The organism is Priestia sp. YIM B13490 (assembly GCF_042787735.1).
GTDB lineage: Bacteria > Bacillota > Bacilli > Bacillales > Bacillaceae_H > Priestia > Priestia megaterium.
In genome coordinates this window covers 270,359-286,528 of sequence record NZ_JBHZOT010000005.1, presented here as the reverse complement: position 1 = coordinate 286,528, position 16,170 = coordinate 270,359, and the positions used below count along the sequence as shown (strand labels likewise).

Annotated in this window: 16 protein-coding genes; 1 reads left to right on the top strand and 15 read right to left on the bottom strand. The window is 40.5% G+C overall.

What is annotated here, in order from left to right:
* Nucleotides 1-130 precede the first annotated feature (130 nt).
* The 10 genes from fabG to ACFX4R_RS17695 form a co-directional block, all read right to left on the bottom strand.
* Nucleotides 131-871, bottom strand: coding sequence for a 3-oxoacyl-[acyl-carrier-protein] reductase (gene fabG / locus ACFX4R_RS17740; RefSeq protein ID WP_013058906.1), 741 nt, complete (start codon nucleotides 869-871; stop codon nucleotides 131-133).
* 1 nt (nucleotide 872) lies between these two features.
* Nucleotides 873-1,817, bottom strand: a complete 945-nt coding sequence (fabD, locus tag ACFX4R_RS17735; protein WP_340446966.1) for an ACP S-malonyltransferase — start codon at nucleotides 1,815-1,817, stop codon at nucleotides 873-875.
* A 3-nt stretch (nucleotides 1,818-1,820) separates the two neighbouring features.
* Nucleotides 1,821-2,825, bottom strand: coding sequence for a phosphate acyltransferase PlsX (plsX, locus tag ACFX4R_RS17730; RefSeq protein ID WP_028410795.1), 1,005 nt, complete (start codon nucleotides 2,823-2,825; stop codon nucleotides 1,821-1,823).
* A 20-nt stretch (nucleotides 2,826-2,845) separates the two neighbouring features.
* A complete protein-coding gene (fapR, locus tag ACFX4R_RS17725; protein WP_013058909.1) occupies nucleotides 2,846-3,409 on the bottom strand; it encodes a transcription factor FapR in 564 nt (187 codons plus the stop codon).
* A 501-nt stretch (nucleotides 3,410-3,910) separates the two neighbouring features.
* Nucleotides 3,911-5,959, bottom strand: a complete 2,049-nt coding sequence (recG, locus tag ACFX4R_RS17720) for an ATP-dependent DNA helicase RecG (protein ID WP_025750343.1) — start codon at nucleotides 5,957-5,959, stop codon at nucleotides 3,911-3,913.
* Nucleotides 5,952-6,839, bottom strand: coding sequence for an L-serine ammonia-lyase, iron-sulfur-dependent, subunit alpha (gene sdaAA / locus ACFX4R_RS17715; RefSeq protein ID WP_013084817.1), 888 nt, complete (start codon nucleotides 6,837-6,839; stop codon nucleotides 5,952-5,954). The genes recG and sdaAA overlap by 8 nt, the downstream gene beginning before the upstream one ends.
* A 98-nt stretch (nucleotides 6,840-6,937) precedes the next feature.
* Nucleotides 6,938-7,600 (bottom strand): L-serine ammonia-lyase, iron-sulfur-dependent subunit beta, encoded by a 663-nt coding sequence (gene sdaAB, locus ACFX4R_RS17710; protein WP_013058911.1) that lies wholly within the window; start codon nucleotides 7,598-7,600, stop codon nucleotides 6,938-6,940.
* 212 nt (nucleotides 7,601-7,812) lie between these two features.
* Nucleotides 7,813-8,841: a PTS sugar transporter subunit IIC gene (locus ACFX4R_RS17705; protein WP_016765419.1), complete on the bottom strand. Its 1,029-nt coding sequence runs from the start codon at nucleotides 8,839-8,841 to the stop codon at nucleotides 7,813-7,815.
* A 196-nt stretch (nucleotides 8,842-9,037) separates the two neighbouring features.
* Entirely contained in the window at nucleotides 9,038-10,705 is a 1,668-nt protein-coding gene (locus tag ACFX4R_RS17700; RefSeq protein WP_377570000.1) for a DAK2 domain-containing protein, read from the bottom strand.
* Nucleotides 10,706-10,721: 16 nt separating this feature from the next.
* Nucleotides 10,722-11,084 (bottom strand): Asp23/Gls24 family envelope stress response protein, encoded by a 363-nt coding sequence (locus tag ACFX4R_RS17695; protein ID WP_013058913.1) that lies wholly within the window; start codon nucleotides 11,082-11,084, stop codon nucleotides 10,722-10,724.
* Nucleotides 11,085-11,398: 314 nt separating this feature from the next.
* On the opposite strand from ACFX4R_RS17695, the gene rpmB reads away from it, so the two are divergent.
* Nucleotides 11,399-11,587: a 50S ribosomal protein L28 gene (gene rpmB, locus ACFX4R_RS17690; protein ID WP_013058914.1), complete on the top strand. Its 189-nt coding sequence runs from the start codon at nucleotides 11,399-11,401 to the stop codon at nucleotides 11,585-11,587.
* Between the two features lie 57 nt (nucleotides 11,588-11,644).
* On the opposite strand, the gene spoVM is transcribed toward rpmB, so the two are convergent.
* The 5 genes from spoVM to pknB all read right to left on the bottom strand — a co-directional run bounded on the left by spoVM (nucleotide 11,645) and on the right by pknB (nucleotide 16,168).
* The gene (gene spoVM, locus ACFX4R_RS17685; RefSeq protein WP_016765421.1) at nucleotides 11,645-11,725 is read right to left on the bottom strand and encodes a stage V sporulation protein SpoVM; all 81 of its coding nucleotides are present in this window, start codon (nucleotides 11,723-11,725) and stop codon (nucleotides 11,645-11,647) included.
* A 79-nt stretch (nucleotides 11,726-11,804) separates the two neighbouring features.
* Complete coding sequence (locus ACFX4R_RS17680; RefSeq protein ID WP_043976450.1) at nucleotides 11,805-12,452, bottom strand: thiamine diphosphokinase; 648 nt, start codon at nucleotides 12,450-12,452, stop codon at nucleotides 11,805-11,807.
* A gap of 116 nt (nucleotides 12,453-12,568) precedes the next feature.
* On the bottom strand, nucleotides 12,569-13,225 hold the full coding sequence (gene rpe / locus ACFX4R_RS17675; protein WP_013084822.1) for a ribulose-phosphate 3-epimerase: 657 nt from the start codon (nucleotides 13,223-13,225) through the stop codon (nucleotides 12,569-12,571).
* A 2-nt stretch (nucleotides 13,226-13,227) separates the two neighbouring features.
* Nucleotides 13,228-14,109, bottom strand: coding sequence for a ribosome small subunit-dependent GTPase A (rsgA, locus tag ACFX4R_RS17670; RefSeq protein ID WP_013084823.1), 882 nt, complete (start codon nucleotides 14,107-14,109; stop codon nucleotides 13,228-13,230).
* A gap of 13 nt (nucleotides 14,110-14,122) precedes the next feature.
* The gene (gene pknB / locus ACFX4R_RS17665) at nucleotides 14,123-16,168 is read right to left on the bottom strand and encodes a Stk1 family PASTA domain-containing Ser/Thr kinase (RefSeq protein WP_028410789.1); all 2,046 of its coding nucleotides are present in this window, start codon (nucleotides 16,166-16,168) and stop codon (nucleotides 14,123-14,125) included.
* Between the last annotated feature and the right edge of the window lie 2 nt (nucleotides 16,169-16,170).

Here is a 16,170-nt window from a genome sequence, read left to right as displayed (position 1 = left end):
ACCTCCCCTCAAGTCATTATAGATGATTTCCATCTAAAATACTATGGTTGAATAATAAAGTTTATCGGTCGCCTAGTAAACGTCCCTTTGTACTTTATCACCAAATTACACTTTTCGTAAAGTGCCTTTTTTACATCACCATTCCGCCGTCAACGTGAATCGTTTGACCCGTAATATAACGGCTTGCATCTGATGCTAAAAACGCAACTGCGTTCGCAACATCCTCAGGCTGGCCGAAGCTTGCAAGAGGGATTTGCTTTAACATTTCCGCCTGCACTTCTTCATTCAATTTATCCGTCATGTCTGTTGCAATGAAACCAGGAGCAACTGCATTCACTGTAATATTGCGGCTCGCTAATTCTTTGGCAGTTGTTTTTGTTAAACCAATCACGCCTGATTTTGCTGCTACATAATTTGCTTGTCCAGCATTACCGCTGACGCCGACAATTGATGAAATATTAATGATACGTCCTGCGCGCTGCTTCATCATTTGACGAGTAACTGCTTTTGTACACAAAAATACGCCTTTTAAGTTTGTATTAATAACATCATCCCATTCGTCTTCTTTCATACGCATAAGAAGATTATCACGTGTGATGCCCGCGTTGTTCACTAAAATATCTACTGAACCAAATGTAGAAATCGCTTCTTTTATCATTGCTTGTACAGAATCACTTTCTGCCACATTTGCTTGTACAGCAATTGCATCCGTTCCTAATCCTTTAATTTCATCCACAACTTCAAGAGCTTTCGCTTCGCTGCCAGAATAGTTTACAACTACTTTAGCACCAAGCTTTCCCAGCTCAATTGCAACGGCACGACCAATTCCGCGAGAAGCGCCTGTTACAACCGCAACTTTCCCTTGTAACATGTTATTCTCCCCCTTTTAGTGCGTCAATCGTTGATTTTAATGATGTAAGATCATTAACAGCATACACAGCCGCACGGCGATTTACTTTTTTCACAAGACCTGATAATACTTTTCCTGGTCCAATTTCAACAAATGTATCTACACCTTCTGCAAGAAGTGTTTCAACTGTTTCTTCCCATCTCACTGGAGAATACAGTTGTTCCACTAGCTTGTTTTGAATATCTTGACTGTCAGTAACCGGCTTTGCTGTTACGTTTGCTATGACTGGAACTTTCGCATCGCTAAAGCCCACTGTTTCCAGCGTATCACGTAGTTTTTCAGCGGCTGGCTTCATTAAACTAGAGTGGAACGGACCGCTTACCACTAGAGGAATCACACGTTTTGCACCTTTTTCTTTGGCAAGAGCTCCTGCTTTTTCTACGCCATTTACCGTACCTGAAATAACAATTTGACCCGGACAGTTAATATTTGCAAGCTGAACAGCGTCGCCTTCGCTTGTAACTTGAGCGGTAACGGCTTCTAGATCTTCCGCTGACATGCCAAGCACTGCTGCCATTGTACCTTGACCTGCTGGTACAGCTTCGTCCATATAGCGACCTCTTTTGTGAACAGCAACAACGGCATCTTTAAACGATAAAACCTCAGCAGCCACAAGCGCACTGTATTCTCCTAGACTGTGACCCGCAACAAAATCGGGTGTAATTCCGCTCGTTTTAAATGCTTCAAGCAGCATTGTACTCGTTGTTAAAAGAGCAGGTTGAGCGTGATAAGTTAAAGTCAATTCTTCTTGAGGCCCTTCAAAAATAATGTTTGAAAGACTGAACCCTAAAGCTTCGTCAGCTGTATGAATCAGCTTTTTCGCTTCCTCTGTTCCATCATATAAATCTTTTCCCATACCAACAGTTTGTGACCCTTGGCCTGGAAAGATAAAAGCAATTTTCCCCATTTCTTATCTCTCCTTTTCTTCATTAGCAGTTTGTTCGATGGCTTTTTGAATAGTGGAAGACACATTGTTTTCCACCATATTCACAGCTTGCTTAATCGCGCTAAATACTGCATTCGCATCCGACGAACCGTGCGCTTTGATAACAGGCGCATGCAATCCAAACAGCCCTGCGCCTCCATATTCACTGTAATCCATTTTCGCTTTTAACCCCTGCAGCTGAGGCTTTAGCACCGCTGCGGCTAACTTGCTTTTTAACGTGCTCATTAATTCTTGTTTAATCATAGAAAACAAAGAAAGCGCCGTTCCCTCAATGCTCTTAAGAGTCATATTCCCTGTAAAACCATCTGTTACAACCACATCCGCTACGCCGTTTAGCAAATCACGGGATTCCACGTTGCCTACAAAATTAAGATCAGCATTTTTTAGTAGCTGAAAGGCTTGCTTTGTTAAATCATTTCCTTTTTTATCCTCAGTTCCAATGTTCAGCAGTCCCACTCTAGGAGCTTGAATGCCGCGTACTTTTTCGGCATACACAGACCCCATCACAGCGTACTGGAGCAAATGTTCAGGCTTGGCATCAACGTTTGCACCAACGTCTAGCATTAAAAAGCCTTTTCCATCTAGTGTCGGAAGCGTCGGAGCAAGTGCTGGACGTTCAATGCCTTTGATGCGACCTACAATAAAAAGTCCCGCTGTCATTAACGCCCCTGTATTTCCTGCTGAAATACAAGCATCAGCACGACCTTCGGCTACTTCATTTGCCATTAATACCATAGATGCTTGTTTTTTACGGCGCACAGCTCGCACTGGCTCATCAGTTGCATCAATGGTTTCTTCTGTATGAATAATCGAAATACGATCTGAATTTGTTAAATATTTTTTTATTTCTGATTCGTTTCCAATTAACGTAATATGTAATTCTTTAAATTGAGCAGTAGCTTTTTCTACACCTTCAATAATGGCTTTCGGTGCATGATCTCCGCCCATTGCATCAATAGCTAGTTTCATGTTGCGTCTCATCCTTTTTATTATTTATCCTTTGTAGAACGATACATTTTAAAAGTGCCAGAGAACACTTGCTCTTGCCCTACATAGCTGTTTACCTCAACGGTGGTTCGCACTTCACTAGTTGACAGAACTTTCGCTTTTGCTATCACTCGTTCATGAAGCTTAACAGGGCGATGATAACGGATCGACGCATCTGCTGTGAGCGCTAGTTCGTTGTTAATAACAGCGACAGCTAACGAATTAGCTTGCGCAAAAAGGTGGTGACCACGAGCGATTTGATTACGCTGAAACACATGCTCTGTTTTCACATCAAAAATAGATATCGCTGATTGATCTAGTTCAATGTCGATAACTTCTCCAATTACTTCTTCAATCGGAAGCGAACGCACTTCCTCGTCTAGTTGTTTTGAAGCTACATGCTTAATACGTTCTCGCAGTTCAGGAATCGACAACTCTAGGCGGTCTAATCGAATTGTTTGAACGCTCACTGAAAAACGGTCTGCTAGTTCTTCATCCGTAATAAATGGGTTTTCTTCAATTGTCGTTTTTAATAGCTGCTGTCTTTCTTTTTTACTGCGCTTCATTGTCCACCATCCGAACTTTTAATACTAGGTACTAATAGCAGTATATAATCATTGCCTTCTAATTGCAACATTTTTCACATGCTGTATTCTGTGCATTGACGTCGTATTAATGGCCACCAGCGGCTAACTCTTTCACTCTAAGCCGCTTTTTATCTTTATAGACGAAAAGAGATTGAGACATAACTAGATCACTCCAATCTAAAGATGAACAAATGGGGTAAAGGAGCTCGTATAGATTGCTTGTTACACCGCTACGGATTTCCGTGCAAGACTTCGCTTTCCGCGGCCGACCGGTGATCCTCCTCGTCCCTTACGCTTCTGCGGGGTCTCATCTATTCCGCTTTCCCCGCAGAAGTGCCTTGCCCTTCACTTAACAGTTAGAAGCACCTATATCCCCGTCACATACATGAAATCTACGTTCATCATCACAATGAAAAAAATCCGAACGATTGATCGTTCGGATTTTCCTTCAACTAAACTACTTTGTTTCAGTCTCTTTTACTAATCAAATTTTTCTCCAGTCAATACGCCCGTTGCTTCTAATTGTATTCTCAGCAGTGCAAACTGATCTTCTGTCCAAAAGCTGTCGGAATTTACAAGCTTAGCAGCATCTTCTCGAGCTACTTCAAGCGCACGGTAATCGTGCACCATATCGGCTACTTTAAACTCAGGCATCCCGCTTTGTTTTCTTCCAAAGAAATCACCAGGTCCACGAAGCTCTAAGTCTCTTTCTGATAATACAAATCCATCGTTTGTTTCCGTCATAATGGTCATTCGTTCTTTTCCAACTTCTGATTTCGGATCCGCGAGCAGAATGCAATACGACTGTGCATCTCCTCGTCCTACGCGTCCTCTTAGCTGATGAAGCTGAGATAACCCAAAGCGCTCTGCATCATAAATGACCATCACGGTTGCATTCGGAACGTTCACTCCAACTTCTACAACCGTTGTTGATACTAAAATCTGCACGTCATTTACGCTAAATTGTTTCATCACTTCTTCTTTTTCATCAGGTGACAATCTTCCGTGCATGAGACCAACGCTTGCTTTTCCATTAAAATAGTGAGTGAGTGTTGCATGTACATCAATTGCATTTTGAACATCCAGCTTGTCCGATTCTTCAATCAATGGACAAATAACGTAAGCTTGTCTGCCGTCATGTATTTCTTTTTCAACAAAATGTAAAATACGTTCAAGCATATCATGTTTTACCCAGTATGTTTCAATTGCCTTACGTCCTGCTGGCATTTCATCAATAATGGACACATCCATTTCTCCAAACACCGTAATAGCAAGAGTTCTCGGAATAGGAGTCGCCGTCATAAACAGTACATCCGGACTCTCTCCTTTTTCACGTAAAACCCGGCGCTGCCCAACTCCAAAGCGGTGCTGTTCATCCGTAATGACGAGCCCTAAGCTATTATATATAACTTCATCTTGAATTAAGGCATGTGTACCTACTAATACATGAACATCTCCGTCTTTCACTCGCTGAAGCAGCTCTCTTCTTGCTTTTCCTTTAACAGACCCTGTTAGCAAGCCTACGCTGATTCCTACCTTTTCAAGCATCGCAGTCAATGACTCAGCATGCTGTTCAGCTAAAATTTCAGTCGGTACCATTAAAGCACCTTGATGCCCTGCTAAAACAGTGGCGTATAAAGCAACCGCTGCTACGACTGTTTTACCAGACCCTACATCACCTTGCAGCAAGCGATTCATGCGATAAGGCGATTTCATATCGTGCGTAATTTCGTTTACTACACGTTTTTGAGCGTTTGTTAACGGAAACGGCAGCAAGTTCGTGAAGTTTACCAGCTCAGTTGAATCAAATGCTTGCTTCATTCCAGGTGTTTCTTCTCTTTCGCGCTTTCTAAGCGCCTGCATTTTTAATTGAAAAAGTAGAAATTCTTCATAGACAAATCGACGTCTTGCTTGTTTTAAATCTTCATGATCACGAGGTAAGTGAATACTTCTAACCGCTTCTTCACGCGTTACTAGTTTGTATCTAGAACGAATAGAGGCCGGGAGCATATCCTGAATGCTGCTGCCATAATTCTTCAACGCAAGAGAGACGAACTTCCGCATTCCTTTGACCGTTAAGCTGCCTTTAACCGAGTAAACAGGCTCAATCGTTTGATTTTTAACAAACGGAGAAAATTGAAGCTCCTGCAAGTTAATCGTTTGCCGATGCTGATCCCATTTCCCCGTAACCGTAACAGTTTGATCGATTTCTAACTTTGATTTATAGTAAGGGCGATTAAAACAAGTAACCGTAATCAAATAGCGGTTTACTAGCAGCCGAAACGTAAGGCGCGAACGTTTTTTTCCGTAATACGTAAGCGAAGGGACGCTGTGAACCTTTCCTTCTACGGTGACCTTTTCGTCGTGCTTTGCTTCAGCCAAATCTTTTAGCTCATAATCTTCATAGCGGTATGGGAAATGTTCTAACAAGTCATGCACACTATGAATATGCATATCCTCTAATGCCTGTGCTGTTTCCTCTCCAATACCTTTAATGGTTTTAATTGAAATAGTTGTTAGTTCATTCACTTTTATTTAATGCAATACCAAAGATCTTCGCTTCAAGCTCGCGACCTGTTGGTGTTGCCGCTAAGCCTCCTTGTGCAGTTTCTCGTAATGCAACCGGCATTGTTTGACCAATTTTATACATAGCATCAATGACTTCATCACATGGAATACGACTTGTAATGCCTGCTAAGGCCATATCTGCTGCAATCATTGCATTCGCCGCTCCCATTGCGTTTCGTTTCACACATGGAACTTCTACTAGTCCCGCTACTGGGTCACATACTAATCCTAGCATATTTTTGAGAGTAATTGCCATTGCTTCAGCTGCCTGACTCGGTGTACCTCCTGCCATTTCAACAATTGCTGCCGCTGCCATACCTGAAGCTGAACCAACTTCTGCTTGACATCCGCCTGCTGCTCCTGAAATAGACGCATTATTGGCTACAACAAACCCAAAAGCACCTGATGTAAATAAAAATTCAATCATTTCTTTACGAGTTGGGTTTAGCTTATGCTGCACTGCAAACAGCGTTCCTGGCACTACCCCCGCAGATCCAGCAGTAGGCGTTGCACAGATTGTCCCCATTGCCGCATTTACCTCGTTTGTCGCTACAGCTTTGCTGACTGCATCTAAAATTAAATTTCCAGATAATGATTTTCCACTTTGAATATAGTTTTGAAGCAGCACTGCATCTCCACCTGTTAAACCTGTAACAGACTGTACCCCTTTTAAACCGCGTTCAACCGCTTCTTCCATAACCGTTAAGTTCCGGTCCATTTTTTCCATAATTTCTTCACGAGTAACTCCCGTGATATCTATTTCCTGTTGAATCATAATCTCTGCAATTTTTACATTTTGACTTTCTGCTAATTCTACTAGTTCTGCTACGTTTCGAAACATAGTAACCTCCGCTATCATTCTGTCTTATTTTCACTTTAGAACCATCTATAATCACCCGGCTTCAGTTATTCTCTCAAGCCGTTCCTATTCGCTCTATCCTACTCAACCATTCTTGTTACTTGAATAATGTGAGGCAATGTTTTTAACTCTTCAATTACATCATCTTCAATATTCGTATCCATTTCAATTGCCATGAGCGCTACTTCTCCGCGCTCTTTGCGAGATACTTCCATATGTCCGATATTAATTGAGTGTTTCATCAAAATATTCGTAACGGTCGCAATGGCACCAAATCGATCATTATGCACAACGAGAATAGCTGGATTCATGCCTGATAAATTTAACTCAAATCCGTTCAGCTCCGTAATTTGAATTTTTCCTCCGCCAATTGAAATTCCAACAACTTCAATTTCCTTTAATCCGTCGCTCATTTTGATGCGAGCAGTATTCGGATGATCTGTGATTGCCGCTTCCTCAACAAATGTGACGTCCATTCCTTCTTTTTTAGCTAAGTCCAAAGATTGCGGAATACGCTGGTCGAACGTATCAAAATCTAAAATACCGCCAATCAGCGCTACGTCTGTTCCGTGCCCTTTATACGTTTGAGCAAAAGAACCGTACAGTGAAACCACAACTTTTGTGGGCTGCTTGCCAAAAAGCGTTCGTGCAACGCGTCCAATACGCGCTGCACCAGCTGTATGTGAGCTAGATGGTCCAATCATTACCGGACCAATAATATCAAAGACAGATTTATATTTCATAAGGATTTTCCCCCTGCTATTTAGACATTGTTATTACTTATATGTTACTTGAGCTTTTGACTTTTTGGAAGCTTTGTTTCACGCTCTTAAAAAATTTAAAAATTCTCATTTTTATTAGGGACTCACGCACAAAAAAAGCGGTATATTTATCCATAAAAATAAGATAAGCACACCGCTTTTTTTGCTATATTATGCAGGAAAAGATGAATTACTTAAGCTGCTTCTTGCTCGGAAGCTACATCGTCTACTGTTTTAATTTTAAAGTTTTTAAAAACAACTGAACCTATAAACCCAGCTAATGCTCCCGCTAGTGCGCAAAGTACTGCACAAATTGTGACCTTCATAGGGTCATTAAACCCAAACATCACTGCAAGTCCTGCGATTGGCGTTGCCGTGCCTGCAGCATCATTTACCAATCCGAACAGAGCCACAACCACACCGGCTAGTGCACCTCCAACAAAGTTTGTAATGTAGATAGGAATCGGATTTGCTGAAATAATATTCGCTTGTGTTAAAGGTTCAACTGCAACTGAAATGGTTGTACGACGATCCCCAATTTTTAATCGATCAAACAGCACATAGTTCATGAAAGAAGAACCAAACACAGCAAGAGCTCCAATCGCCATAGGCAATCCCGTTAACCCTAGCATAGCCGTTAAAGCCATTGAGCTAAGCGGAGCCGTTGCTACTACTGTAATAACTCCCCCTAAAATAATTCCCATCAAAATAGGGCTAGCACTTGTTGTGTCTTTGATAATTCCTCCAATATTTAAAAGCGTCGCATCTACAATAGGTGAGAATGCATTACCAATTAATCTTGTTAAAGGTGCCGCAATTAAAATATTTCCTAATAAATCGAGACCAGCAGGTGCCTTTTTCTCAATAAATTTCACTACAAATGCCATGAGGTATCCCGCAAAAAATCCAGGGAGCAAGCCTAGACCTGAACACACCACCCCCATCATAAGAGCATATACAGGAGATACGCCTAACGCCAAAGCAACTAATGCTGCCGCCGCAACTCCTCCCATTCCTCCTGCAGCCTTTCCAACTTCACCCAAGAATGAAATACCTAGTAAATCTCCTCCTACATATGACTGAAAGGCCTCTACGAGAAACGCAGCTACCGCTCCGCTTGCCAGAGCCCCCATTGCTTTCATGCCATAAGGTGCCTTGTTGCTAAACAACCAAAATAAAAATAAAACTAATAATAATAAACCTGTTCCTTTTAAAATATCCACTGTTGTCTCTCCTCTCATGCTGTTTTCTTTCACATTTGACTTAATCAGTTTTCAAAACTACCATATAAACGGGTTCTTTTCAACTAATATACCTAACATACCGAACGATTACAACACTTAATAATAAAATAGTTCGTATTTATCTTAAAAAACACCAAAAAAGAAGCGCCCCTCGGGAGGGGTGCTTCTTTTTTGGTTATTCAATTGCAAAAATGTAAGAATATAAAGGTTGATCTCCTTTATGAAGCTCTACCTCAACTTCTTCAAACGTTTCTTCTACAAACGATGTTAGCGCTTCAGCTTCATCGTCTGAGACATCCTCTCCTTGAAGAATCGTAAGGATTTCCGCTTCGTCATCGATCATATAAGTCAATAGCTTTTTTGCTGCTTCTAATTTCTCTGAATCTTTTACAACGATTTTCTTTTCGGCAATACCCATAAAATCGCCTTTAGCTAATTCAAGACCATCAATATTTGTATCGCGAACTGCATACGTTACTTGTCCTGTTTTCACGTGCTGTAGAGCTTCTGTCATTACTTCCTCGTTTTCTTTTAAGCTTTGCTGAGGATTAAATGATAGCAGCGCTGTCATTCCTTGAGGAACCGTTTTAGACGGGACAACCGAAACGTGACTGCCGGCAACAGCAGCCGCTTGGTTAGCAGCCATCACAATATTTCCGTTATTAGGTAAAATCAGTACCTGTTCAGCATTTGTTTCTTCAATCGCTTTGACAATATCCTCCGTACTTGGATTCATTGTTTGTCCGCCTTCAATGACAACCGTTGCCCCAAGGCTCTTGAACAATTCAGCAATTCCTTTTCCCATTGACACAGTAACAATGCCAAAGGGCTGTTTTTCAGCATTTTTTACTGCAGGCTTTTCTTCACCTGAAACAATGGTGCTATGCTGTTCTCTCATGTTTTCAATCTTCATTTTAATTAAACTTCCGTACTGCTGCCCGTAGTTTAACACTTCTCCAGGATGCTCAGCGTGAATATGAACTTTCACAATTTCATCATCAGATACTACAAGCAATGAGTCGCCCCATTTACTTAAGTCTTGACGAAACGTTTCTTCAGAAAATGTTTTAGCTGCAGGCTTATCCTCTTCCAGCCTTACCATAAATTCTGTACAATAGCCAAATTCAATGTCTTCTGTATTCATATGGCTTTGTGCATGCTTATGATGCTCAGCATTTACGAGTTCATTCATCGAAGGAGCTGACATGGGTACACCCGGAAGTTTTTCACCTTTTAATTCAGCTAAAAACCCTTCATAAATTAAAACAAGCCCTTGACCTCCGCTATCCACTACGCCTACTTCTTTTAACACGGGTAAAAGATCTGGCGTGCGATCTAACGAAGCATTAGCTTCCTTAAGTACTTCTTCCATGAACAGAATCATATCAGATTGCTTTTTAGCAACAGCCGCTGCTTTTTTAGCAGTATCCTTAGCTACTGTTAAAATGGTTCCTTCGATTGGTTTCATAACAGCTTTATAAGCAGTTTCTACCCCAAGCTCAAGAGCTTCAGCAAACTCAACTGTTGTAATCGCTGACTTTTGCTCAACCGATTTCGCAAAACCGCGGAATAATTGAGATAAAATAACTCCTGAATTACCGCGCGCCCCCATCAATAAGCCCTTAGACAAAGCTTGACTCACTTGGCCGATGTGATCAGATAGTTTATTTTTTACTTCTTTAGCACCAGACGTAATCGATAAGTTCATATTTGTTCCAGTATCACCATCTGGTACAGGAAAAACGTTCAGCGCATCTACATAATCTGCATTGTTAGATAGATGCTGGGCTCCTTGAAGCACCATTTCTCTAAACCGCTTTCCGTCCAACGTTGTCATTGACACGAATCTTCCTCCTTAATTAAACGTTCGTTACACGAACACCCTGCACATAAATATTTACTGAATCAACCGTTAAACCAACCGTTTGTTCCAGTGTGTATTTTACTTTTGTTTGCACATTATGAGCAATTTCAGAAATTTTTGTTCCATAGCTTACGATAATGTACATGTCGATATGTACGTCATCCTCTTCTTGTCTTACCACAATACCTCGTGTAAAGTTTTCTTTGCGAAGAATTTCTGTAAGACCATCTTTAAGCTGATTTTTTGAAGCCATTCCCACAATCCCGTAACAATCAACAGCTGCTCCTCCAGCAATTGTTGCAATTACATCTGTAGAGATATCAATTTGACCATACTTCGTTTTCATTTCGATGGACATACTCGTTCCCCTTTCTACTTTCATAGGTTATAAATATTCTACTATAATCAATCTCGTTTTAAAAGAGGCGTCCAGCTTGTCCCTTTTAAAGATGACAGTATTAGGTATCAACTTGTCTTAAAATAAGTAATAGCCCAAGTTATACCTATTTCTACTCTCTATATTATTGAACATAGATTCATTTTATATGTCAAGGAAAATTTCTTGAAAGCTTTTCTCCAGAACTATTGCATTCTCTGTAAGGCTGTGATAAATTAATATAGTATTTCTCAAAACAGAATTGAGTAGTTTTTTTGGTGTTAGGAGGGAAAATCATGGCACGCAAATGTGTAGTAACTGGTAGAAAAGCTCGTTCAGGTAACGCACGTTCTCACGCAATGAACGCTACTAAGCGTAAATGGGGTGCTAACGTTCAAAAAGTACGTATCTTAGTGAACGGTAAACCAAAACGTGTGTACGTTTCAGCTAGAGCCCTTAAGTCTGGTAAAGTTCAACGCGTTTAATCTTTATAATGAAAAAGCACCATATTTTATGGTGCTTCTTTTATTATTCCGGCGTTGTTAATCTTTTTTGAACGAATTAAGCATGACCTTTACGATGCCACCTAAAAACTTTGGAAGTTTGATTGTATAGAATTTCATACTGTCCCTCCTAACCGTCTCCACACTTTATCTCCTTTTAAAGAAAGCCCTATGTCCTGCTCTCATTTTCCATGCTTCATCACAAGCAACGTTTATCATTGCTTCTTACCATCATTAATATGCCTTTTGTAAATGAAAAAGTACCTCTTTGTTGAATAAGTTCATTGCTAATACATAAAGTTGAGCCGAGTTCTACTTCATGCTTATTGAGCGGGTATTTGAAACCTTCTAGCGTAAGCTCTTTTACACCGCCTGCAAAAGGAACGAATGAAATATAGTGAAACTCCTTTAAACGATCAACATGATAAGTGCCTGGTTCAAACAATTGAATGATATTTTGATTGTCAATCATTTTTACATTCGCTTTCTCTTTTAACCCTTTATACAGGAGCTGAATGCTTCCAAACATGTGGTCAAGCCTTCCACCTGTTGCTCCAAAGATACAAATACTTTCCGGTTTTTGCCCTATTGCCCACTCAAAAGCAAGTTCCAAATCCGTTGCATCTTTTTCTGCAGGATACAATTCAACATCTTGTAATGCTTCTCTCACTAGCTTAAGCTGTGCCTTTGTAATGGAATCAAAATCTCCAAATGCTTTTACCGGCAAAATGTCTTGCTGAAGAAGAAGGAATACGCCGCGGTCTACTCCTACCCACTTTACATCGTTTGACTGGTGCAGGGGCGGCATATGTTCATCCGGTCCCCCTGCTAGAATATGAATTTTCATTATGTATATGCTCCTTTTCTATTAAAAAATGAACGAAATAAATATGTTTTCTTTATCCTAAGAGAAAAAGCTGCTGTGTACAAGTTCTACTCGTTGTACACAGCAGCTTTTATTACTTACGCTTGAACAGTTGTGCGAATTTGACTAATTGCGCCAGCTCGGTCTTCTTGGTTATAAATAGCTGAGCCAGCCACTAAGACATTTGCTCCTGCTTCCACACATTTTCTTGCTGTTTCTTCATTAATTCCTCCATCAACCTCTACTTCAATAGAAAGGTGACGAATTTCAATAAGCTGAGAGATTTGCTCAATTTTCGGCAGTACATTTGGAATGAAGTTTTGCCCTCCAAAGCCTGGGTTCACCGTCATTAATAAAATAAGATCGATATCTTCTAAGATATGCTTTACCACGTCAATTGGCGTTGCAGGATTTAAAGCAACGCCTGCTTTCATGCCGTGCTCTTTGATTAATTGAATGGTGCGGTGCAAATGAGTACACGCTTCAGCATGTACCGTTAAAATATCAGCACCTGCCTTTGCAAACATTGGAACGTATTGATCTGGGTTTTCAATCATTAAATGCACATCTAAGGGCAGTGTTGTGACAGGGCGTACAGCCTCAACGATAAGCGGTCCAATTGTAATATTAGGAACAAAATGGCCATCCATAACGTCGATATGGATGTAGTCTGCTCCACCTGCTTCAACTTCACGAATTTCTTCAGCAAGCTTTGAAAAATTGGCAGATAAAATGGAAGGTGCGATTTTTGTCATTTTTAATACCTCGGCTTTCTTTGCTTAATTTCCTCAATAAATTGCAAGTAATGTTCGTAGCGATAACTCGGAATTTCTTTTTGTTCGTATGCTTCTTTCACCGCACATTTTGGTTCTTTCACATGCAAACAACCTCGAAATTTACACTGTTCACTCAAACGCGACATTTCAGGAAAACAATGGGTTAACTCTTCTACTTCTAACGTTAAAAATTCCAGTGAGCTAAAACCTGGCGTATCGGCTACTAAACCTTCACCAAACGAAATCAGTTCTACATGACGTGTTGTATGCTTTCCTCTTCCAAGTGACATTGAAATATCATTTGTCTTTAACTCAAGCTCTGGTTTAAGTGTATTTAACAGTGAAGATTTACCTACACCTGACTGTCCGGCAATAACCGTTACGCGATCTTCAAATAACGGCTGAATTTGTTCCATGCCTTTTTCTGTGACTGTCGACGTTAAAATGACCTCATATCCTATTTTACGATATTCTTCGGCATATTGCTCGATTTCTTGCTTTTGCTGCTGTGATAAAAGATCTACTTTTGAAATACAAATAATAGGTTCAATATGATTAGACTCCACTAACACTAAAAATCGGTCAAGAAGCATCGTGCTAAAATCAGGTTCAATCGCTGAAAAAACAAGCAGCGCCTGATCAACATTTGAAATTGGGGGACGAACTAATTCATTTTTACGTTCTTTAATTTCAAGTATATATCCTTCAAGCTTATTTTCTGCCTGAAATACTACATTGTCACCGACTAAAGGCGTTACTTTCTTTTTACGAAAAACACCTCGTCCTCGACATTGCGTTACTTGTCCGTCATGAAGAACATAATAAAATCCGCTAAGGGATTTAATAATTCTTCCTTCTGGCATAACCTCACTCCTATCACTCTGGATATTCAACGTCTTTTTCTTCAATAACTTCCCCGTCTCGGACAATTTTATAAGACGCTTTTTCATTTTCATCAACTAAAACATCGAACGATTCTTTTGTTGTTTCAGTAATCGTTAGTTCTTTAGCAGGAACGGACATATCGTTATCTGCATCTTCGATATAAATTTGTACTTTTTGCGGCTTTGGCTTTTCCTCTTCTGTTCCGGTGGCATCGCCTGTTTCCGTTGCGTCGCCTTGTTCCGTGCTTGCTTCGGTGTCAGTTTCTTCTTTATACGGAATAGTCACGTCCACTGACACCGTTTGAGGAGCTTTTGGCTCCTTGCCCATTGAGACTGTAATGGTGAGCTTATCACCTTGCTCGATACTCTGCTCCGCTGCAGGCTTTTGAGACATCACAAGACCTTTTTCAACAGTGTCGGAATACGCTGTTTTTACATCCACTTCAATATCTTCATCTGATGCATAATCTTTTACGCTTTTTTCCGTCCAGCCCGAGAAATCTTTTAATGTAATCTTCGGCGGCCCCTTACTTACCCATAGCGTAACCGTTGTATCCTCCGGCACGACTTGTTCGGTTTCTTTAGGGGTCTGATCTGTAATATTGCCTTTTGGTTCTGTGCTTTCAACTTCGATGGATTGGATATCTTTATAATTCTGCTTTTCTAACAGACTTTTTACTTCCGTAAAGCTTCTTCCAATGTACCGGTTAAATGCTTCTTTTTTCTTTCCTGTACTTCGATAAATAATGACATTAGATCCTTCTTTGATAACATCTCCCGCTTCTGGCATCGTTTTAACCACGTCGCCTTCTTCCACCTCATTATCAGATATATCTTTAGGATTCTTCACTTTAAAGCCTAAAGAAACTAAATCGGTTACTGCTGATTCATAATCTTGATTATGTAAATCAGGAACCTTTACGTCTTTTGGCAGTAACAAAGCCGGAATAAATGTAACGGCGGCTACGCTAGCAGCTGCCAGCAGCAAAAAAATTAAAACAAGCGTTACAATCAGCTTGCTTTTGCCTTTTTTCTTTTTCTTCTTTTTTTTCTTCGGCTTTAACTCTTCTTCCTCTTGTTCTTCGCGCTCTAAGTGAGGCGGTTTTCTCACAGGCACGTGCGTTTCTTCGGATTCAACAAAATCCTCCTTAATAACTGGAATGGCTTTTGTCACTTCTTCATCATCAGGCACCGTAAACCTTTGTTCATTATAACGATTTGGATGAACAGCAGACTGTAAATCCGCTTCGAGTTCTTCGACGGAACTGTATCGGTAAAATGGATCTTTAGTTGTTGCTTTTAATACAACATTCTCCACGCTTTGAGGGATAGATGGATTCCATCTTTTAGGAGAAGGTGTTTCTGTCTGTAAATGTTTTAATGCAATTGACACAGCCGATTCCCCAGAAAAAGGGACTCGACCCGTTAGCAATTCAAATAGGACGATGCCAAGCGAATAAATATCAGAACGCTTATTCGCAAGCCCTCCCCTTGCCTGTTCAGGAGATAAATAATGAACAGAGCCCAAAACAGAATTAGTATGCGTAATGGTTGTAGAACTTAGTGCTACGGCAATGCCGAAGTCAGTAACTTTAATGGTATCATCATGATCAATTAAAATATTTTGAGGCTTAATATCCCGGTGAATAATTCCGTACTGATGAGCATGGGCAATAGCTGATGTAATCTGCGTCATAATATGTATGGCTTTATCAAGAGATAGTGGTGATTCTTGCAGAATGTATTGCTTTAATGTCATACCCGGTACATATTCCATGATGATATAGTAAATATCTTCTTCTTCTCCAACATCATAAATACTGACAATATTAGGATGAGCAATACTCGTAGCAGATTGTGCTTCTCGATGGAAACGCTTTATAAACGCATCGTCACTTGCAAAGTCTAAACGAAGCACTTTAATTGCCACATCACGATCCAAAATCATGTCGCGACCTAAATAGACGTTTGCCATTCCGCCTCCACCAATTACTTGCAATACCTTATAACGGTCGTTTAGCCGTCTACCTATTAGCAACA